At 62.6% G+C, this 18,763-nt stretch carries 19 protein-coding genes; 9 read left to right on the forward strand and 10 right to left on the reverse strand.

Annotated features, from left to right (window positions below):
- Window positions 1-59 precede the first annotated feature (59 nt).
- Both V1471_RS09790 and V1471_RS09795 read left to right on the forward strand, forming a co-directional pair.
- Complete coding sequence (locus tag V1471_RS09790) at window positions 60-407, forward strand: DUF952 domain-containing protein (protein WP_434288384.1); 348 nt, start codon at window positions 60-62, stop codon at window positions 405-407.
- Window positions 408-1,481 carry a quinone-dependent dihydroorotate dehydrogenase gene (locus V1471_RS09795; protein WP_434288385.1) on the forward strand — a complete coding sequence of 358 codons (1,074 nt, stop codon included), beginning with the start codon at window positions 408-410 and terminating at the stop codon, window positions 1,479-1,481. It abuts the gene before it with no gap.
- A gap of 1 nt (window position 1,482) precedes the next feature.
- Here the strand turns inward: V1471_RS09795 and V1471_RS09800 are convergent, their stop codons facing one another.
- From V1471_RS09800 to V1471_RS09810, 3 genes are read right to left on the reverse strand one after another with little or no spacing between them, the layout of a single operon-like run.
- Complete coding sequence (locus V1471_RS09800) at window positions 1,483-2,799, reverse strand: MATE family efflux transporter (RefSeq protein WP_434288387.1); 1,317 nt, start codon at window positions 2,797-2,799, stop codon at window positions 1,483-1,485.
- On the reverse strand, window positions 2,796-3,308 hold the full coding sequence (locus tag V1471_RS09805) for a PaaI family thioesterase (protein WP_434288389.1): 513 nt from the start codon (window positions 3,306-3,308) through the stop codon (window positions 2,796-2,798). Before V1471_RS09805 ends, V1471_RS09800 begins: the two co-directional genes overlap by 4 nt.
- A complete protein-coding gene (locus V1471_RS09810; RefSeq protein ID WP_434288391.1) occupies window positions 3,305-3,733 on the reverse strand; it encodes a PaaI family thioesterase in 429 nt (142 codons plus the stop codon). Before V1471_RS09810 ends, V1471_RS09805 begins: the two co-directional genes overlap by 4 nt.
- 278 nt (window positions 3,734-4,011) lie before the next feature.
- Between V1471_RS09810 and V1471_RS09815 the strand changes: the two genes are divergently transcribed.
- The 6 genes from V1471_RS09815 (at window position 4,012) to V1471_RS09840 (ending at window position 10,809) form a co-directional block, all read left to right on the forward strand.
- On the forward strand, window positions 4,012-4,395 hold the full coding sequence (locus V1471_RS09815) for a MerR family transcriptional regulator (RefSeq protein WP_434288392.1): 384 nt from the start codon (window positions 4,012-4,014) through the stop codon (window positions 4,393-4,395).
- Window positions 4,396-4,842: 447 nt separating this feature from the next.
- The gene (locus tag V1471_RS09820) at window positions 4,843-5,217 is read left to right on the forward strand and encodes a MerR family transcriptional regulator (RefSeq protein WP_434290916.1); all 375 of its coding nucleotides are present in this window, start codon (window positions 4,843-4,845) and stop codon (window positions 5,215-5,217) included.
- Window positions 5,218-5,254: 37 nt separating this feature from the next.
- Complete coding sequence (locus V1471_RS09825; protein ID WP_434288394.1) at window positions 5,255-7,027, forward strand: acyl-CoA dehydrogenase C-terminal domain-containing protein; 1,773 nt, start codon at window positions 5,255-5,257, stop codon at window positions 7,025-7,027.
- A gap of 93 nt (window positions 7,028-7,120) precedes the next feature.
- Window positions 7,121-7,333 (forward strand): hypothetical protein, encoded by a 213-nt coding sequence (locus tag V1471_RS09830; protein ID WP_096806898.1) that lies wholly within the window; start codon window positions 7,121-7,123, stop codon window positions 7,331-7,333.
- A gap of 42 nt (window positions 7,334-7,375) precedes the next feature.
- Complete coding sequence (locus tag V1471_RS09835) at window positions 7,376-8,587, forward strand: acetyl-CoA C-acetyltransferase (RefSeq protein WP_434288396.1); 1,212 nt, start codon at window positions 7,376-7,378, stop codon at window positions 8,585-8,587.
- A 14-nt stretch (window positions 8,588-8,601) separates the two neighbouring features.
- Window positions 8,602-10,809: a 3-hydroxyacyl-CoA dehydrogenase NAD-binding domain-containing protein gene (locus tag V1471_RS09840; protein WP_434288397.1), complete on the forward strand. Its 2,208-nt coding sequence runs from the start codon at window positions 8,602-8,604 to the stop codon at window positions 10,807-10,809.
- Between the two features lie 59 nt (window positions 10,810-10,868).
- Here the strand turns inward: V1471_RS09840 and V1471_RS09845 are convergent, their stop codons facing one another.
- From V1471_RS09845 to V1471_RS09855, 3 genes are all read right to left on the reverse strand, one after another.
- Window positions 10,869-11,066 carry a hypothetical protein gene (locus V1471_RS09845; protein ID WP_434288398.1) on the reverse strand — a complete coding sequence of 66 codons (198 nt, stop codon included), beginning with the start codon at window positions 11,064-11,066 and terminating at the stop codon, window positions 10,869-10,871.
- A gap of 226 nt (window positions 11,067-11,292) precedes the next feature.
- A complete protein-coding gene (locus V1471_RS09850; RefSeq protein ID WP_434288399.1) occupies window positions 11,293-12,006 on the reverse strand; it encodes a Hint domain-containing protein in 714 nt (237 codons plus the stop codon).
- A gap of 387 nt (window positions 12,007-12,393) precedes the next feature.
- On the reverse strand, window positions 12,394-13,041 hold the full coding sequence (locus tag V1471_RS09855) for a sulfotransferase family 2 domain-containing protein (protein WP_434288401.1): 648 nt from the start codon (window positions 13,039-13,041) through the stop codon (window positions 12,394-12,396).
- Between the two features lie 153 nt (window positions 13,042-13,194).
- Here V1471_RS09855 and V1471_RS09860 point away from each other — a divergent pair, with 153 nt between their 5' ends.
- Window positions 13,195-14,220, forward strand: a complete 1,026-nt coding sequence (locus V1471_RS09860) for a hypothetical protein (protein ID WP_434288403.1) — start codon at window positions 13,195-13,197, stop codon at window positions 14,218-14,220.
- 89 nt (window positions 14,221-14,309) lie between these two features.
- Here V1471_RS09860 and V1471_RS09865 read toward each other — a convergent pair whose 3' ends face one another.
- The 4 genes from V1471_RS09865 to V1471_RS09880 form a co-directional block, all read right to left on the reverse strand.
- Entirely contained in the window at window positions 14,310-15,863 is a 1,554-nt protein-coding gene (locus V1471_RS09865; protein ID WP_434288404.1) for an SPOR domain-containing protein, read from the reverse strand.
- 72 nt (window positions 15,864-15,935) lie between these two features.
- Window positions 15,936-16,568, reverse strand: a complete 633-nt coding sequence (gene upp, locus V1471_RS09870) for a uracil phosphoribosyltransferase (RefSeq protein ID WP_434288406.1) — start codon at window positions 16,566-16,568, stop codon at window positions 15,936-15,938.
- Entirely contained in the window at window positions 16,561-17,538 is a 978-nt protein-coding gene (locus V1471_RS09875; protein WP_434290917.1) for an adenosine deaminase, read from the reverse strand. The genes upp and V1471_RS09875 overlap by 8 nt, the downstream gene beginning before the upstream one ends.
- Before the next feature lie 11 nt (window positions 17,539-17,549).
- On the reverse strand, window positions 17,550-18,761 hold the full coding sequence (locus V1471_RS09880; RefSeq protein ID WP_434288407.1) for a phosphopentomutase: 1,212 nt from the start codon (window positions 18,759-18,761) through the stop codon (window positions 17,550-17,552).
- Window positions 18,762-18,763 lie beyond the last annotated feature (2 nt).

The following is an 18,763-nucleotide window of genomic DNA, read 5'->3' on the forward strand; positions in this document are numbered from 1 at the left end:
TCCGGGCGCGGACACAAAGTCTCATTGACCGGGGCGCGCGGCGCTGGCATCTGAGAGCCATGCTGATTTACAAAATCTTCCGCGCCCCCGAATGGGCCATTCTGCAAACCAACGGCGAAACCCTCGGCGCCCCTGTCGATCTCGCCGATGGCTATGTTCATTTCTCCACCGGCGCGCAGGTCAGGGAGACCGCCGCCAAATGGTTCGCGGGGGAAGACAACTTGCATCTTCTCGCCGTCGAGAGCGACACGCTCCGCTCCCATCTCAAATGGGAACCCTCGCGCGGCGGCGCGCTTTTTCCGCATCTCTATCGCGCCCTGACCCTTGAGGACATTCTCTGGGTCAAACCGCTGCCGCTTGCGTCCGAAAACGACGTGGACAGCCATCTCTTCCCGGAGGACCTCTGAATGTCGCTCTTCGAACAGCTCGGCATGGTCATGCTGCGCAGCCTCGACCCGGAGAAATCGCATCACTTCGCGCTCTCGGCCCTGCGCGCGGGGCTTGCGCCCCTGCCCGGTCCGGTCACCTCGCCGCGTCTCAAGACCAAATTCGCCGGAATGGAGATGCCCAACCCCATCGGTCTGGCCGCAGGCTTCGACAAGAATGCCGAGGCGATCCCGCAGCTGTCCCGCGCGGGCTTCGGCTTTATCGAACTGGGTGCGGTGACGCCGCGTCCGCAGCCGGGCAATCCGAAACCCCGGCTCTTTCGCCTCACCGAAGATCAGGCGGTGATCAACCGTTTCGGCTTCAACAACGACGGCATGGAGGAGATCACCAGCCGTCTCGCCCGCTGCCGCCACTCCCATCACCGTACCGACATCCCGGTCGGGCTCAACCTCGGTGCCAACAAGGACAGCGAGGATCGCGCCGGCGATTTTGCCAAGGTGCTGGCGAAATGCGGCAATTTCATCGACTTCGCGACCGTCAACGTGTCGAGTCCGAACACCGAACGCCTGCGCGATCTGCAAGGCCCCGAGGCGCTCGAAGCGCTGCTGGCGGGGGTGATGGATGCCCGCAAGGGGCTCGATCACAACGTGCCGATCCTGTTGAAAATCGCCCCCGATCTCGACAATTCGGAACTGATGGAAATCGCCGAAGTGGCCCGCAAGGCGGATCTCGACGGGGTCATCGCCACCAACACCACGCTGTCGCGCGAAGGTTTGAAATCTGCACATAAAAGCGAGGCAGGCGGGCTTTCCGGGAAACCTTTGTTCGAAAAGTCCACGCGCGTGCTGGCGCAGCTCTCGCGCCATCTGGGCACGGACGTGCCTTTGATCGGCGTGGGCGGCGTCGGATCGGCGCTCGATGCCTATACGAAAATCCGCGCGGGGGCCTCTTTGGTACAGGTCTATTCCGCGATGGTCTATCACGGCCTGTCGCTGGCCCCGCGCATCGCCCGCGGGCTGGACGCGTTGCTGGAGAAAGACGGCTACGACAGCGTTCTGGAGGCCGTCGGCACCGGGCGCGACGCTTGGCTTTGAGTTAGAGCGCCGCGCGCTCCAGCGCCGGATATTTCCAGAACAGCGTCGCCCCCCGCGCCACGTAGCTGATCATCAGCGCGGCCCAAAGCCCGTGATTGCCCATCAGCGGGATCAGCGCGGCCACGGCCAAAAGGTAGATCCCCAGCGACAGCGCCGCCATGTTGCGCATGTCCCGCGTCCGTGTCGCCCCGATGAAAATCCCGTCGAGCATCCATGAGCCAAGCCCCACCACCGGCACGGCCACCATCCACGGCAGGTACACCCGCGCCTCGGCGCGCACATCGGGCGCTGTGGTCATCACGTCGACGATCATACCGCCGAAAATCGCAAACACCGCACTGAGCATCACTGCCGCCAGCAGCCCCCAGAAGGACGCCAGCAATGCCCCCCGTCGCAGCGCATAGGCGGAGCGCGCGCCCAGCGCCTGCCCGACGATGGCCTCGGCGGCAAAGGCAAACCCGTCGAGCGCATAGGCGGTGATCGAGACGAATTGCATCAGAATGTTGTTGCTCGCCAGCGTCACCGTGTCGAAGCCCGCCGAGAGGAAGGTAAAACTCACCATGATGGTCAACAGCAACACGGAGCGGATCAGAATATCGGTATTGACCTTGGCCATATGGATCAGGCGCGCGCGGTCGAACACCCGTGGCCAGTCGCGCCACGCAGGCACGGCAAAGGCGTCACGGCACAGCCACAGGCCCATCAACGCACCGCTGATCTCGGCGGCAAAGGTCGCATAGGCCACACCGCGCACGCCCCAGCCCAGCCCCAACACGAACCAGAGATCGAGCGCGATATTCACCCCGTTCATCCAGAGTTGCAGCGCCAGAACGCCCCGCGTGCGCTCCTGCGCGATGAGCCAGCCGGTCAGGCCGTAAACGGAGATGGCAAAGGGCGCCGACCAGATGCGGATGGAAATGTAACTGCGGGCAAGCGCCTCCACCTCCGGTGTCGCGGGCGAAAGCTGAAACGACAGCCAGAGGATCGGCAGTTGAAAAACGATCAGGGCAAGCCCACCCAGAAAGGCGATCATCAGGGCGCGGGTCAGAAGCGCCGCCACCTCACCCGGTTGACCCGCACCCCGCGCCTGAGACACCAACCCCGTCGTCCCCATGCGCAGAAAGCCGAAAATCCAATAGATCGAGGCCAGAATGATCGCCCCGAGACCGACCGCACCGATCGGCGCCGCCTCCCCCATCTGACCCACGACGCCGGTGTCGACCGCCCCGAGGATCGGCACGGTGGCGTTCGAGAGCACGATGGGAATGGCGATTTTGAGAACCCGGCGGTGGCTCAGCTCCGGCGCGGGCGCACTCATGCGTCCGGCTCAGGAACAGACTCGGGCGCATCGGGCATCAGGAAATGCCCCATCGCCTGCACCGTCGGACGCGCCCGGTTGTCTTGCCAAGCCTCGACCCGGACAGAGGCATACCGCCGCCCCGCGCGGGTGATCTCGGCACGGGCATAGGCATCGCGCGGCAGACCCGAGCGCAGGTAATCCACGGTCAGGTCGATGGTTTTCGGGAATTTCGGCAGGATCTCCCCGGTGTCCCCCGCTTCGATCCGCGGCCAGACCATGGACCAACTCAGCGAAATCAGCGCGGTGACTTCGAGAAAGGCGGCCAACGCCCCGCCATGCAGCGCGGGCAGCATCGGGTTGCCGATCAGATCGGGCCGATAGGGCATGATCGCGGTCAACTCGTCGCCGCGACGTTCGAATTCGAACCCCATGAAAGAGATATAGGGCACGCGCGCCACCAGATCCGCCAGAGCGGCATCGCGCCGTTCCTTGACGATCTGAACGGGTTCGGGTTTGGACCGGATCATGATTTGCCCCTCTCCACGGTAAACGCCCCGGTGGCTGCGGCAACCGGCACGTCGCTGACGCCATCGGTCGCCGAGACCCGGACAAAGGCCACGGCACGGGTGACATGGTAACAGATGGCATGGGCGGCGATCGTCGCCCCCGGTTTCGCGGCGCGCATATAGTCGATGCGCAGGTCGAGCGTCGCGGTGGAAATACCCGCCTCCGGGTGACTCATCACGGCGGCCCCCGCACAGGTGTCCATCAGCGCCGAAATCGCCCCGCCATGGATCACGCCGGTCTCCGGATCGCCGATCAGCTTTTCCGCATAAGGCATGAAAACCTCCGCCTGCCCGTCGCCGATCTGTTCGAGCGACATGCCAAGAGCGGCGCAATGCGGCAGATTCTCGATGAACTGGCGGGCCATCCGGGTGCGGGCGTCATCCATAGCGAAATTTGTGACCTTTTGGACAAGTTGGCCCCATAATGTGAGATGATCGCAGGGCCGCAAGGGCAAATTGAAACCCGGCCCGAGGTTTTCCCCCGTGACGTCACAGCATGTCTGCACACGACCAAGCCCCCCGAGCGCTCCCGGCATCCCGACTGCCAGCTCTCGACGGGCCTTGATCCCGTGGCATGCGGTTTACTATGCTAAGGTACCGCCCCGAATTGAGTTGCGAAACTGAACTCATCTGTTTAGATGCGTCGCGAGGAGAGAGAGAAGCCATGTCTGACCGACGTCTCACGTTCAAGGAAATGTGCGCGCAGTTCGATGTGACTCCGCGCACGTTACGCTATTACGAATATATCGAGTTGCTGGCCCCCGAGAAGGAGGGTCGCTCCCGCTATTACACCCCGCGCGAAGTCGCGCGGATGACGCTGATTTTGCGGGGACGCAAATACGGGTTCTCCCTTGAAGAGATCCGCCAGTGGTTGCTGATCTACGAGGAAAAGGGCACCCAGGCTCAGGCCCGGGCCTTTGTCGAACTGGCCGACCGCCAGCTTGTCGCACTCGAAGAGCAAAAACGCGAGCTGGACAAGGCCATCGGTGAGTTGAAGGAGCTGCGCTCCGAGAGCGCAAAAGATGCGGAGACGGTGCGCATCACCTGAGTGCCTGTCCGAGGGCGGCACGCCATGACCGCGCGGCAAGGCGACGTGGCGTTCTTTCACCGCCCGCCGCAACACGCCCCCGCAAACAAGGGGGCTTTCGGTTTCATTCCACCGGATGAAATCCCTTAAATGTAGAAAAAATCCAAAGCGCTTTAGATGGAATTTTTATAGTAAAAACAGGAAAAATTCCACAATCCATACCAAACCGTTTGCATTACAGAAGTCGAATGCGTAATTTTACTGTAACGCACAGCGGTCCGCCGATTGAGACGGTGCCCGAAATGACGCCACGTTTCGAATGAAGCGGCATCGCAAATGCGATTAGGGTGGGGCCGAAGGCTGACCTTCGCGCCTCTGAATAGGAAGCCAGCCCGGTGGAATTTGCCGCCGGTCATGCCACCTAAGCGACGAGAACCGGAGTGGGCCGACGTGACGACCAAAGAGGTGATGACCATTCGCGAGATGTGCGATGCGTATGATGTGACGCCCCGCACCCTGCGCTTTTATGAAGCCAAGGAATTGCTGTTTCCGATCCGGGAGGGTCAGAAGCGGCTGTTCACCAAGCGGGACCGGGCGCGTTTGACGCTGATCCTGCGCGGCAAGAAATTCGGCTTTTCCCTTGAGGAGATCCGGCAGCTGCTCGATCTCTACAAGGAGGAAGACGAAGGCGAGGCGCAGATGCGTGAGACGCTTGTGGCGTATCACGAGAAGCTCGCGGAGATGGAGGCGCAGAAACAGGCGCTGATCGCGGTGATGACCGATCTGGAGGATGAGATTGCGTTTGTCGAAGGACAGATCGCAGGACTGAAACGCGCGGAGTGAGGCAACGCTCCCGCGCGCCATGCAAGGGAGAGACGCCATGCCGAGCTACACGGCTCCGACGAAAGACATTCAATATGTTCTGCACGATGTGCTGAACATTTCCGGCTCCGACATTCCGGGCTATTCCGATCTTGAACCCGAATTCACCGAGGCCATTCTCGATGCCGCCGGTCAGCTCGCCTCCGAGGTGATCGCGCCGCTGAACGTGGTGGGCGACAAGGAAGGCTGTACCTTCGAGAACGGAGTGATCACCACGCCGACCGGGTTCAAAGAGGCCTTCGAGCAGGTGAAAGAGGGCGGCTGGCCCGGGCTCGATCTGCCCGAAGAGTTCGGCGGTCAGGGGCTTCCCTATCTGATGAGCACCGCCGTGGGCGAGATGTTCTCCGCCGCGAACCAGGCCTTCACCATGTATCAGGGCCTGACCCATGGTGCGGCCTCCGCGATCCTTGTGCATGGCACGGATCAGCAAAAGGCCACCTACCTGCCGAAAATGACCTCCTGCGAATGGACCGGCACGATGAACCTGACGGAACCGCATTGCGGCACCGATCTGGGCCTCATGCGCACCAAGGCCGAGCCGCAGGCGGATGGCAGTTACAAGATCTCCGGCCAAAAGATTTTCATCTCGGCGGGCGATCACGATATGTCCTCGAACGTCATTCACCTTGTGCTGGCCAAAATCACCGGCGGGCCGGAGGGGATCAAGGGCGTGTCGCTGTTCATCGTGCCGAAATACATGGTCGATGAAGACGGCAATCCGGGCGCGAAAAACGGCGTGTCCGTTGGCTCCATCGAAGAGAAAATGGGCATCCACGGCAACTCGACCTGTGTGATGAACTATGACGAGGCGACCGGCTATCTCTTGGGCGATATGCACAAGGGCATGCGCGCCATGTTCACCATGATGAACGAAGCGCGCCTCGGTGTGGGCATGCAGGGCCTTGCGCAGGCCGAAGCCGCCTATCAGAACGCGGTGATCTACGCCAAGGATCGCCTTCAGGGTCGCGCCGTCACCGGCGTCGCGAACCCGGAGGGTCCTGCCGACCCGCTGATCGTGCACCCGGACATTCGCCGCAACCTGATGGATCAAAAGAGCTTCATCGAGGGCGCCCGCGCCTTCATGCTCTGGGGCGCACAGCTCATCGACCAGGCGCATCGCTCCGAGGACAAAGACGCCGACGGCCTCATCTCCCTGATGACCCCGGTGCTCAAAGGCTTCCTGACCGACAAGGGCTATGAGGCAACGGTGAACGCGCAGCAGGTTTACGGCGGCCACGGCTATATCGAAGAATGGGGCATGTCCCAATTCACCCGCGACGCCCGGATCGCCATGATCTACGAAGGGGCCAACGGCGTGCAGGCCCTCGATCTCGTGGGCCGCAAACTGGCGACTGACGGCGGCAAGCACGTCATGGCCTTCTTCGAGATGGTGAAATCTTTCTGCAAAGAGAACGGCGAAGGCGAGATGGCCGAATTCGTCGATCCGCTGAAAGCCGCCTCCAAAGACCTTCAGGGCGCGGGCATGTTCTTCATGCAGAACGGCATGAAGAACCCGAATGCGGCGCTCTCGGGCTCTTATGACTTCATGCATCTGTTCGGCTATGTCTGCCTCGGGCTGATGTGGGCGCGGATGGCGAAAGTGTCGCTGGCGGCTCTGGCAAACGGCACGGATGACGCAGAGTTCCACCAGAACAAACTGACCACCGCGCGCTATTACATGGCCCGCCAACTGCCGATGACCGGCACTTTGCTCAAACGCATCGAGAGCGGCGCCGATCCGGTGATGACTCTCCCCGCCGAGGCGTTCTAAACTCTGCGCAACCCGAAACTGAGGCCCTCGCCCATCCCGGCGGGGGCCTTTCCATTTCAAGCGTCCGAAAAGACGAAATGACGGAGCGTAACCATGCCGAAGCGGTTCAGAATGACGCGGCGTTTTCCTGTTTCCATGACCGAAGACGGGTATCGTCGCCTCAGGCAGTTCGCGAGGGAGGCGGGCTTGGACGAGGGAGAGGCTTTGTCTTTCCTGTTCGAGAATTTCTCCTCCGTCACGGATGAAGAAAAGCTGACGCACCGCCTGCGCCTGTTCAATTCCGAACTGGCCGGGCGCAAACGCTGACGATCGAGACTGGCCTGCGGGCCGGACCCTGAGGAGGACTGAATGACTGAAGCCTATATTTACGACGCCCTGCGCAGCCCGCGCGGCAAAGGGCGCAAGGACGGGAGCCTGCACGAGGTGACCTCGGCGGCGCTTTCCGCGCAGATGCTGAACGCCGTCAAAGAGCGCAACGGGCTTGAGGGCCATGCGGTTGAGGATGTGATCTGGGGTAACGTGACTCAGGTCGGCGAACAGGGTGGCTGTTTGGCGCGGACCGCCGTTCTCGCTTCCGATCTCGATCAGAGCATTCCGGGCCTCGCGATCAACCGCTTCTGCGCCTCGGGCATGGAAGCCGTCAACATCGCCGCCAATCAGGTCAAAGGCGGCGCGGGCATGGCCTATATCGCCGGCGGCGTCGAGATGATGGGCCGGGTCGCCATGGGGTCGGATGGGGCGGCGATTGCCGTGGACCCGTCCTTGGCGATGAAAACCTATTTCGTGCCGCAAGGCATCTCGGCGGACATCATCGCCACCGAATACGGGTTCTCCCGCGAAGAGGCCGATGCGCTGTCCGTCGAGAGCCAAAACCGCGCCGAAGCCGCGTGGAAAGACAACCGGTTCGCGAAATCCATTGTGCCGGTGAAGGACATCAACGGCCTGACCATCCTCGACCATGACGAATACATGCGTCCGGGCACGACCGTCGAGACGCTCGGCGCGCTCAAGGCCTCCTTCAAGGACATGGGCGAGGTGATGCCGGGTTTCGACAAGATCGCGCTGATGAAATATCCGCATCTTGAGAAGATCAACCACATCCACCATGCGGGCAACTCCTCGGGCATCGTCGATGGCTCCGCCGCCGTTCTGATCGGCAACAAGGAATTCGGCGAGAAATGGGGCCTTAAACCCCGCGCCCGCATCCGGGCGACCGCCAAGATCGGCACCGATCCGACCATCATGCTCACCGGCCCGGTTCCGGTGACGGAGAAAATCCTCAAAGACAGCGGCATGTCGATCAGTGACATCGATCTCTTTGAGGTGAACGAGGCCTTCGCCGCCGTGGTGATGCGCTTCATGCAGGCCTTCAACGTCGACAGCTCCAAGGTCAACGTCAACGGCGGCTCCATCGCCATGGGGCACCCGCTTGGCGCGACCGGGGCGATCATCATCGGCACGCTCTTGGACGAGCTGGAACGCACAGGCAAAGGCACCGGCCTTGCCACGCTCTGCATCGCATCCGGCATGGGTGCGGCCACGATCATCGAGCGCGTGTAAGGGAGGAACAGCACATGACCGATTTTCATTATTCCGTCGACGCGGACGGCGTCGCGATCATCACCTGGGACATCCCGAACAAGTCCATGAACGTGCTCTCGATGGAGGGCATCGCCGAGCTGGATCAGTGCATCGACAAGGCGCTTGGCGACGAGGCCGTCAAAGGCATCGTCGTGACCTCCGGCAAGGACACGTTTGCCGGAGGCATGGATCTCAACATCATCGCCAAGATGAAGGACGCCGCCGGGGACAACCCGGCGCAGGGTCTCTTTGACGGGCTGATGAGCATGCATGCGATCCTGCGCAAACTGGAACGCGCCGGGATGGACCCGAAGACCAACAAAGGCGGCAAACCCGTCGCCGCCGCCCTGCCCGGCACCGCGCTCGGCATCGGCTTGGAACTGCCTCTGTCCTGCCATCGCATTTTCGCCGCCGACAATCCCAAGGCCAAGATCGGCCTGCCGGAGATCAAGGTCGGCATCTTCCCCGGCATGGGCGGCACCACGCGCGTCTCGCGCATGGTCGGCGCGATGGCGGCGGCCCCGATCCTTCTCGAAGGCAAGATGCTCGACCCGAAGCAGGCCAAAGGCGCAGGGATCATTCACGAGATCGTGGAACCCGGCGAATTGCTGGCGAAAGCGAAAGAGTGGGTTTTGGGCGCGAAAGACGCCGACATCGTCAAACCCTGGGACGCAAAGGGCTGGAAAATGCCCGGCGGCGCGCCCTATCACCCGGCGGGTTTCATGACCTTCGTCGGCGCCTCCGCCATGGTCAACGGCAACACGCAGGGCGTCTATCCGGCGGCGAAAGCGCTCCTGTCGGCGGTCTACGAAGGCGCGATGGTGCCGTTTGACACGGCGCTCAAGATCGAAGCCCGCTGGTTCACCCATGTGCTGATGAACCCGTCGTCTTCCGCGATGATCCGGTCTCTGTTCATCAACAAGGAAGCGCTTGAAAAGGGCGCGAACCGTCCCGAGGTGGCCGATCAGACCGTGAAAAAAGTCGGCGTTCTTGGCGCGGGCATGATGGGCGCGGGCATTGCCTATGTTTCCGCCAATGCGGGCATCGAGGTCGTGCTGATCGACATGAAACAAGAGGCCGCGGACAAGGGCAAAGCCTATTCCGAAAGCCTCCTCGACAAAGGCATCAGCCGCAAAAAGGTGACGCCCGAGAAGAAAGAACAGGTCCTCTCGCGCATCACCGCGACCACCGATCTGGACGCTCTGAAAGGCTGTGACTTGATCGTCGAAGCCGTGTTCGAAGACATCGGCGTCAAGGCGGAGATGACGAAAAAGGTCGAGGCCATCGTCGGCGAAGACTGCATCTTTGCGTCGAACACCTCGACCCTCCCGATCACCGAGCTGGCCAAGGCGTCGGTCCGACCGGAGCAGTTCATCGGCATCCACTTCTTCTCCCCCGTCGACAAGATGCTCCTCGTCGAGATCATCAAGGGCAAAGGAACCGGCGACGTCGCCGTGGCGAAAGCGCTCGACTATGTGCGCCAGATCCGCAAGACGCCCATCGTCGTGAATGACGCGCGCTTCTTCTACGCCAACCGCTGCATCATCCCCTATATCAACGAAGGGGTGCGCATGGCGGCCGAGGGTGTGGACCTGCCGCTCATCGAGAATGCTGCGAAACTTCTGGGCTTCCCGCTCGGTCCGCTTCAGCTCATTGACGAGACCTCGATTGATCTCGGCGTGAAAATCGCCAAGGCCACCAAAGCCGCGATGGGCGATGCCTACCCGGACGAGGCCGTGGATGAGGTGGTGTTCTGGATGTACGATCAGGGCCGTCTCGGCAAGAAAGCCAACGCGGGCTTTTACGACTACGACGAGAAGGGCAAACGCGGCTTCCTCTGGGAGGGCTTCAACGCCGAATTCCCCGTGGCCGACGCCCAGCCCGATCTCGACGAGGTCCAGCACCGCCTGATGATGGCGCAGGTGTTGGAGGCCGTCCGGGCGCTCGAAGAGGGCGTGTTGGAAGACATCCGCGAGGGCGATGTCGGCGCGATCCTCGGCTGGGGCTTTGCGCCCTGGTCCGGCGGGCCGTTTAGCTGGCTCGACATCATTGGGGCCGGTAAAGCGGTCGAGATTTGCGACAATCTTACCGCCACGCACGGGCCGCGCTTTGAAACGCCGAAACTCCTGCGGGAGATGGCGTCCTCCGGCGAGACCTTCTATGGCCGCTTCGGCGCGGGTGTGGACAGCAAGGCCGCCTGAGCCACCCGGACACCAAAACCAAAGCCCTTCCCTCTCGGGGAGGGCTTTTTCAATGTCGCTCAGGCGTCGTCTTTTGCCAATTCGGCAAACATCTCGCGCCCCTGAATTTGCGGCGCCATGGTGCACCAGCGGTCGTCGACCTGCACCCAATGGGCATCCATTTCCTCGGCATGGACGATGATCCGCCCCGGTTCGGATGTGATGGGGGCAACGATGAGATTGAGAAACAGCGCAAGCGCTTCGGCTGAGATACACATGGGCAGGCCCCGTTGGCATATTGGCCCTCGCGTCCTCCCGCACGGGGTCTGATGTCAGCCTAACCCGGTTCGCCACATCGAGCGCCCCAAAATGCTGCATTGCAGCATTTTCACCATCCCCTGCCTTTTCTTTCAGCACAAATCGACGCAATCCGCCGTTTTCTCGGGCACGGGAAGCCCCCGCATGTTCCCTCATATGCGGGATGACCCTCCCCCCGGATCGCACTCAGATGACGTAACTCGATGTCTCTTCGCGGCGCTGCGGTTGCATCCGCATCCACTGGGCGTCCTGCGCATCCTCGTCCAAAAGCGCGTCGACAAACACCCGCGCCTCGGTCAGCGACAGCACCTCATAACCCGGCACAAACCGGTCCTCCATCAGATCGGCGATGCTCATCACCTCTTCCGCCGGGCAATGGAACAGCGCGCCGATATTGGCGAACACCACCTGCTCCGTCGCGAAATGTAACAGGATGACCTGCACCGCCCGATGCGGACGGGCGCGCTCGATGCCCTTGTAGCCCTCAAGCGCCAGCGCCGGGATCAAGGTAAACGGATCGCCGAACATTGCCTCGCCCGTGTCGCTCTCGACCATCACCGGCTGTTCCGGCAAAAGCAGCATCTCGGCGCGATTGCCCAATGCGCCCGGCGGAACGACAAGCGGCCAGAGCTGCATCGGCACCGATCCGTGACCGAGATAGGTCCAGCTGCGGGAAATCGTCCCCACCGCCTGCATGCCCTCGTCGAAGGTCAGGACCTTGTCGCCTGCCTTGATCTCCGCCACATCGCGCCAGCCCCTGGCCGTGGCGATCTGGGTTCCGGCGATGAGACCGCTGGTGAGAACCGGCTGCATCTCATGCAGAGCGCCATCCCAGGCCCCCGTCCGACCGGTGGCCTCCCGGAGCGGTTCCTTCCGCAACATCTGACCCAGTTTCATCATCGCCTCATCCCCATGTACGAGGGCCTGTGACCGAAGTTTTTGCGGGTGGCAGCCCGTCGTTTCCTCACACGCCCTCTTTGCAGGTTCAGAAAATCGCCCGGCTGCGGTCAGAGTTCGGCCCGAATGGGACGGAAATACGGCACAATTTCGACACAGGCGGCAATTGAACCGATTTCATTCAATTGTTCGCGAATTTGGTAATAGTCTTTTAAGAAATTTTTCCCGCGTCTGCGGATTAACCAATTTTTCAAGGACCCGCAGCCACGCCGCTCCCGATGTCTCTCTGGAATCACGCGTCGATTCGAGCCCTCCCGCCAAAGCCCAAGCCCCATCCCACAGGTTTCATTAACCAATTTGCCGCAATCGCGACACAGTCCCGCCGTCAACTCAGTCGAAGCGATAGTCAAATCGGGCAATGTCCGAAGCCGCAATGCGCGCCACCGCCTCCGCATCCGCATCCGTGTAGAAAGATCGCACATCGCGGCTGCGCTCCGACGCGTTCACCCGCCCAATCGGCGACAGATCGAACCCCAGATGATCCCACAGCGGCGCAAGATCCTCCTCCAGCGCCTCGAGCCGCACATAATGGCTGGCCCGATCCACGCCCGCGCCATCGCACATATAGCTGCTGTAGGGTGCCGACAGGCTGCGCAGCGTCTCCGGCGCGTTCAGAAAACCGGTGAAACTCTCCGCCTTGGCCAGCCGCACCGCCGGATGATCCCAGCCCTGCACCCGCAGCCAGTGATAATAGGACACGATCCGGTCCCACGGGTTGCGCACCAGCGTGAAGATGAAATAGCCGCCGAACGCCTCGCGCGGCACCAGCCCTTCGATGTCGGAGAGTCGCGAATGTTTCCAAAGCCGCCCCGCCGCTTCCATTTGCTTGATCCGCCCGCGCCGCTTCACCGCTTTCGGCGTATCCCCGATCAGGATGTCATCCGCCATCGCCCGCGCCTCGAGCGCCTGCGTCAAAGCGGTGCCCCCGGTCTTGGGGATATGCACGAAAATATAGTGGCGTCCGGGCGAAATGATCATGCTCCGACCCTAACCCAAGCCACGATCGCCGCCCAGAGTGATTGTCCTGAGTGATTGTCCTGAGTGATTGTCCTGAGTGATTGTCCTGAGTGATTGTCGCCCCGGATGATCCCCGCTACAGTATCCCCAAACAGAAGAAAGAGCAGCCCGCGCATGATCGCGCTCACCGAATTCGAACGTCTCGAGGCCCCCGGTCTCTGGCTTCCCGATGGGGAAAGCCAGCGTCGCCCCGTGATCGTCTCCGTCGGCGAGGCGACCCTGACGCTCTCGGAATCCCGCACCGACGGACAAGCCCTGACCCATTGGTCTCTTCCGGCCATCGAACGTATCACACCCGAAGGCGAAAGCCCCGTGCGCTACCGCCCCGCTCCCGACAGCACCGAAGAGCTGGAGATCGAAGACGAGCTGATGAACGAGGCCATCGCCCGCATCCGCCGCGCCATCGACCGCGCCCGCCCGCATCCCGGACGGCTGCGCGGTGTGCTGATCGGCACCGCGGTCGCAGCCCTTCTCGGGCTCGGCGTGTTCTGGCTCCCCGGTGCGCTGATCCGTCAGGCCGTGACCATCGTCCCCACCGTGACCCGCGCCGAGATCGGTCAGGAACTCCTGGACCGCATCCGCCGCCTCTCCGGTGCGCCTTGCGACACGGTGCATGGGGCGCGGGCGCTCAACAAGTTGAAAACACGGCTCATGCCCGGCGGCGGCGGCCAGATCGTCGTGCTCACCAGCGGCGTTGCGCTCTCTCAGCACCTGCCCGGCGGCATCGTCCTGCTGAACCGCGCCGTGGTCGAGGATCACGAGGACCCGGATGTGGTCGCGGGCTATGTGCTGGCCGAGATTGAGCGCGCCCGCGAGGAAGACCCGCTTGAGCGGCTGCTGCATGAGGCGGGGCTGATGACCTCTCTGCGGTTGCTGACCACCGGTCATATTCCGCCCGAGGTGCTCGACGCCCATGCCGAAAGCCTGCTGACCGCGCCGGTCACCGGGCCGGACCGCAACAAGCTGATCGCCGCCTTTGCCGAAGCGCAGGTCCACAGCGCCCCCTATGCCTATGCGCTCGACATCACCGGCGAAACCGTCCTGCCGCTGATCGAGGCCGACGGGGTGCGGATCGAGACCACGCGGCCCGTCCTCTCGGACGGCGACTGGGTGGCGCTTCAGGGCGTCTGCGGCGGCTGAATTTCCGCAAACTCTGCCCCCCCAAAAAAGAAATCCCCCGCCAAATGCGGGGGTTTCTTTTTGTTGTTCTGCCTCGTCTAACTCAACGCTTACTTGCGTGCGAATGCGTCCCCGTAGCCGGCCCCCCGGACCATCGCCAAAGCGGACAGGGTTTGCTCGGGCCGAGCGAAAGGACCGGCCAGAACAATCTTCAAGGGCTTGCCGCCGCGTTGCAGAACCTGCGACGAGACCGGGAAACCCATGGCCGAGAGACGCGCAATCGAGCGCTCGGCATTGGCAGGTTCCCCGAAGGTCCCCACCTGAACATAGCGCAGCGCCTGCGCCGTGTGTTGCGACGGGGCATCGGCGGCCTGAACCGCCGTCGGCACGCGCTGCGGCATCACCGACTTGGTCGACACCTGCACCGGTGCCGTTCCGGTCGCTGAAACCGTCTGTACCGTCATGCGTTTCTTGACCGGGGTGCCGAAAAGCCATTCCCAAAACGTCTTCTTGCGCGGCGCATAGAGATCGTAGGCGGGCACGGTCTGGGTCCAAACCTGCGCCATCTGCAAATCGCCCCGCGCCGTCAAAGGCCCGCGGTTCGGATTGAGCCGCCCGTCGGTCCAGGCACGTGCATAACCCTCTGGCAGGGCACCCGTCACAGGCACCGGCAGCGCGTAAACCTCGACCCCGGCCGCACGGGCCACCTCGGTGCGGTTGCTGTTATAGGCCGACAGACGGGTCTGCGCCCGCACCTGCACATAGCCGGAGGGCGACTCGGCCTGCGGCCCGCAGCGCACGGCATAGCGCCCGCTCGTCTGCATATATTGCGCATCGCTGCCCAGAAGACTGGCGCAGGCATCGGCCATCACCGTCGTCGTCTGCGGCACCGTCACCGTCACCGGCGCAGCGGCCAACATCACCGGCGGTTGTACCGGCGCCACCGGGGTCACCGGCGCACGTTTCACCGGCACACGCACCAGCGTCGGCTCCGTCGTGGTCATCCGCCCGCCATCGGCGGTGCGCACGGTCACCCCCGCAGGCAAACGTTTCAGGATGTAATCCACGTCACCGGTGGAACAGAGCATCTGACCGTTCCGCTCGGAAGCGACACAGCCACGCTCGCCCACGGCCTTGCCCGCCAGCGCTTCGAGCGGCGGCAGGGCGGGTTGTCTGGCGGCGGTTTTCTGAACCGGAGCGGCAGGCGCGATCAGGGCCGAGGCCACGGTCGGCATCGGTGCTTCGGTCGGCTTCGTCGTCGCAGGCGCGACCGATGTGGCGGCTCCGACCTGCACCATCGGCGCGGTTGCCACCGGTTTGACAGGCGCGGTCTGAACCGGCGCGCTGGCGACCTGTGTCGGCGCGGGATCGGGGATCACCGGCAGGTGCTCTTCGACATTGGCAAAGGTCGGCTTGAAGCCACAGAGCACGTCGCGGCTACGGGTCACGCGCGGCACCCAATGCACCGCGGCACCATCGCCCGCGCGCACATAGACGCAGCCGCGGCTGTCGACATATTGCGTGCCCGTGTAGGAGAGCGGCGGATATTCCGCCGGCTGCTCCGCATTGTACAGCGAGCGGGCATCGGATTGATGAATCCCGATGACCGTCACCCCCGTCGTCGCGAGAAGAACCGCAACGGATACCGTTCTCAAAGCCTGCATTATGTGGCCCCACACATCTTATTGTGTACGAGCCTAACCCAGAAGCGATTCGCTGTTAAGGGGGGAAATCGCTTATTTTGTACCGAACATGCGGTCGCCCGCATCCCCTAGCCCCGGCACAATATATCCATGCTCATTGAGCTTTTCATCCACAGCCGCTGTGACGATCGGCACATCCGGATGGGCCTCTTCCATCCGCTTCACACCCTCGGGCGCGGCCAGAAGGCAGAGGAAACGGATGTTTTTCGCCCCGGCCGCTTTCAGCTTGTCAATCGCCGCCACCGAGGAATTCCCGGTCGCCAGCATCGGATCGACGGCAATCACAAGGCGGTCGCCGAGATCCTCGGGCACCTTGAAATAGTATTCGACCGGCTCAAGCGTTTCCTCGTCGCGGTAGAGCCCGACAAAACCGACGCGCGCCGAGGGGATCAGTTCGAGAATGCCGTCGAGCAGCCCGTTCCCGGCCCGCAGGATCGAGATCAGGGCGAGCTTCTTGCCGTCGAGCGTCGGCGCCTGCATGGTCTGCATCGGCGTCTCGATGGTCTTTTCGGTCATATCCAGCTCGCGGGTGACCTCATAGGCCAGCAGCAGGGAAATCTCGCGCAGCAATTGCCGGAACCCGGCGGTCGAGGTCTCCTTGTCGCGCATGATGGTCAGCTTGTGCTGGACAAGCGGGTGTTTCACAATGGTCAGATGGTCAAGCATCGGCAGGCTCCAGTTTCTTTGCGACCGCCTTGCGGGTCGCCTCATCGCAAAAGGCCGCCTCAATCGCGGTCTTGTTCAAGTCTTTGAAATCGTCTTCCTCCCAGCCGAAGGTCTCGGCAAGGCGGTCGAATTCGTAGCGCATGGTGGAATGGAAGAAGGGCGGATCGTCGGTCGACACGGTGACTTTCACACCGCGTTTGCGCAGCTCGGCAATCGGGTGATCGGACCATTTCGGGAAGACCTGAAGCGCAATGTTCGAGCCCGGACAGACCTCCAGAACGATCCCCGCCTCGGCGATCTCATCCACGAGCGCTAGATCCTCGATGGCACGCACACCATGGCCGATGCGCTCGACCTTCAGGTCGCGAAGCGCGTCGCGAATGCTCTCCGGCCCGCCCCATTCGCCCGCATGTGTCGTGAGCCTGAGCCCCGCCTCGCGCGCCATGTCGAAGGCGTATTTGAAATCACCCTGCTTGCCCATGGCCTCGTCGCCGCCCATGCCGAAACCCGTGACGAAATCGCCCTTGGTCTCCTGCGCACAGAGCGCGGTTTTCTTGGCCTGATCCGGCCCGAAATGCCGGACACAGGTCGGGATCGCGCGCATCACGATCCCCGCCTCGCGCTCCATCTCGTCGGCGGCCTGTTTGATCGCGGCAAGGTAATCCTTCCACGCCTCGACATCGCCACCACCGCAGAAGTCGGGGGCCAGAAAGCTCTCGGTGTAAATCACATTCGACGCCGCGCTTTCTTCCAACACGGCGCGGGTCAGGCGATAGTAATCCTTAGGCGTCTTCAAAACCGAGGTGGCGGCCTCATAGACTTTGAGGAAATCCCAGAAGTCTTTGTATTTATAGGCACCTTTCTCGTCGAAAATGCCCGAGAGATCGACTTTTTGCTCCGCCGCCAAGCCGCGAATGAACGCGGGCGGGGCGGCACCTTCGAGATGCATGTGCAGCTCGATTTTCGGCATGTCGGTTATACTCAAAGGAAACTCCTTCCGGGGCCTTGGGCCTCGATCCCGAGGTGTTCGGCCAGTGAGGCCGCCACGTCGGAAAAGGCCACAGGGCCAATGGGTTTGAGGCCGAGACCATAGCCCAGAACCGGCACCTGTTCACGGGTGTGGTCCGTGCCGCTCCAAGTCGGATCGTTGCCATGATCGGCGGTGAAAATCAAAAGATCGCCCTCGCGCGCGCGCTCAAACAGACGCGGCATCTGGGCGTCGAACCATTCGAGATGACGGGCATAGCCGGAGACGTCGCGCCTATGTCCATAGAGGCTGTCGAATTCGACGAAATTGGCGAAGGTGAACGACCCGTCCGGCGCCTCCTCCATCACGTCACAAAGGTGATCGAACAGCACGTGATCGTTGCCCTTGCGGACCTCATCCAAGCCCTGCATGGAGAAAATATCGCCAATCTTGCCAACGGCATAGGTCGCGCGTCCGGCAGATTTCGCCCAGTCGCAAATCGTCGGCGCGGGCGGCGCTATGGCATAGTCGTGACGGTTGCCTGTGCGGGTAAAGCCCTCCTCAACCGTACCGACGAAAGGCCGGGCGATCACGCGCCCGATCTTCATCGCATGCAGCGTCGGCGCGAGGTCCTGACAGAGCTTCAACAACCGCTCCAGCCCGAAATGCTCCTCATGGGCCGCGATCTGAAACACAGAATCCGCAGAGGTGTAGCAAATCGGCCAACCGGTCTCGATGTGCTCCGCACCGAATTTCTTGATCACCTCGGTGCCCGACGCGTGACAATTCGCCAGCGTCCCCCCTGCCCCGCAGAGCTTTGCCGCCAGATCCATCACATCCTGCGGGAAAGACGGCTGCGCATCCGGGAAATAATGCCAATCCCACGGCACCGGCACACCGGCCAATTCCCAATGCCCCGAAGGCGTATCCTTGCCCGGAGAGATTTCGGCGGCCACGCCATAAAGCCCCTCCGGCATCGCCTCAAGCCCCGGCGCGGGGTCCGAGGTCGCATGCGCCATCGCCGCGCCCAACCCCAAAGCATCGAGGTTCGGCAGGCGCAACGGCCCCGACCGCCCGTCTTCGGCGCGCCCCTCGGCACAGGCCTGTGCAATATGGGCGATGGTGTTGGCGCCGGTGTCGGGACGCTCACCGTTGAAAAACTTGTCCGCGTCGGGCGCGCCGCCCAGCCCCACGGAATCCATCACGATCAGAAACGCACGCGTCATGG

The sequence above is a fragment of the Celeribacter sp. SCSIO 80788 genome (assembly GCF_051054295.1).
In the GTDB taxonomy this organism is placed as follows: Bacteria; Pseudomonadota; Alphaproteobacteria; order Rhodobacterales; family Rhodobacteraceae; genus Celeribacter.

Bases quoted from the DNA above. Each gene is read 5' to 3' on its own strand.
- V1471_RS09845 (WP_434288398.1), bottom strand. From the start codon at position 11,066: ATGTGTATCTCAGCCGAAGCGCTTGCGCTGTTTCTCAATCTCATCGTT.
- upp (WP_434288406.1), bottom strand. From the start codon at position 16,568: ATGCTTGACCATCTGACCATTGTGAAACACCCGCTTGTCCAGCACAAG.
- V1471_RS09860 (WP_434288403.1), top strand. From the start codon at position 13,195: ATGATCGCGCTCACCGAATTCGAACGTCTCGAGGCCCCCGGTCTCTGG.
- V1471_RS09855 (WP_434288401.1), bottom strand. From the start codon at position 13,041: ATGATCATTTCGCCCGGACGCCACTATATTTTCGTGCATATCCCCAAG.
- V1471_RS09865 (WP_434288404.1), bottom strand. From the start codon at position 15,863: ATGCAGGCTTTGAGAACGGTATCCGTTGCGGTTCTTCTCGCGACGACG.
- V1471_RS09830 (WP_096806898.1), top strand. From the start codon at position 7,121: ATGCCGAAGCGGTTCAGAATGACGCGGCGTTTTCCTGTTTCCATGACC.
- V1471_RS09795 (WP_434288385.1), top strand. From the start codon at position 408: ATGTCGCTCTTCGAACAGCTCGGCATGGTCATGCTGCGCAGCCTCGAC.
- V1471_RS09880 (WP_434288407.1), bottom strand. From the start codon at position 18,761: ATGACGCGTGCGTTTCTGATCGTGATGGATTCCGTGGGGCTGGGCGGC.
- V1471_RS09875 (WP_434290917.1), bottom strand. From the start codon at position 17,538: ATGCCGAAAATCGAGCTGCACATGCATCTCGAAGGTGCCGCCCCGCCC.
- V1471_RS09850 (WP_434288399.1), bottom strand. From the start codon at position 12,006: ATGATGAAACTGGGTCAGATGTTGCGGAAGGAACCGCTCCGGGAGGCC.
- V1471_RS09815 (WP_434288392.1), top strand. From the start codon at position 4,012: ATGTCTGACCGACGTCTCACGTTCAAGGAAATGTGCGCGCAGTTCGAT.
- V1471_RS09790 (WP_434288384.1), top strand. From the start codon at position 60: ATGCTGATTTACAAAATCTTCCGCGCCCCCGAATGGGCCATTCTGCAA.
- V1471_RS09825 (WP_434288394.1), top strand. From the start codon at position 5,255: ATGCCGAGCTACACGGCTCCGACGAAAGACATTCAATATGTTCTGCAC.
- V1471_RS09835 (WP_434288396.1), top strand. From the start codon at position 7,376: ATGACTGAAGCCTATATTTACGACGCCCTGCGCAGCCCGCGCGGCAAA.
- V1471_RS09800 (WP_434288387.1), bottom strand. From the start codon at position 2,799: ATGAGTGCGCCCGCGCCGGAGCTGAGCCACCGCCGGGTTCTCAAAATC.
- V1471_RS09840 (WP_434288397.1), top strand. From the start codon at position 8,602: ATGACCGATTTTCATTATTCCGTCGACGCGGACGGCGTCGCGATCATC.
- V1471_RS09805 (WP_434288389.1), bottom strand. From the start codon at position 3,308: ATGATCCGGTCCAAACCCGAACCCGTTCAGATCGTCAAGGAACGGCGC.
- V1471_RS09810 (WP_434288391.1), bottom strand. From the start codon at position 3,733: ATGGATGACGCCCGCACCCGGATGGCCCGCCAGTTCATCGAGAATCTG.
- V1471_RS09820 (WP_434290916.1), top strand. From the start codon at position 4,843: ATGACCATTCGCGAGATGTGCGATGCGTATGATGTGACGCCCCGCACC.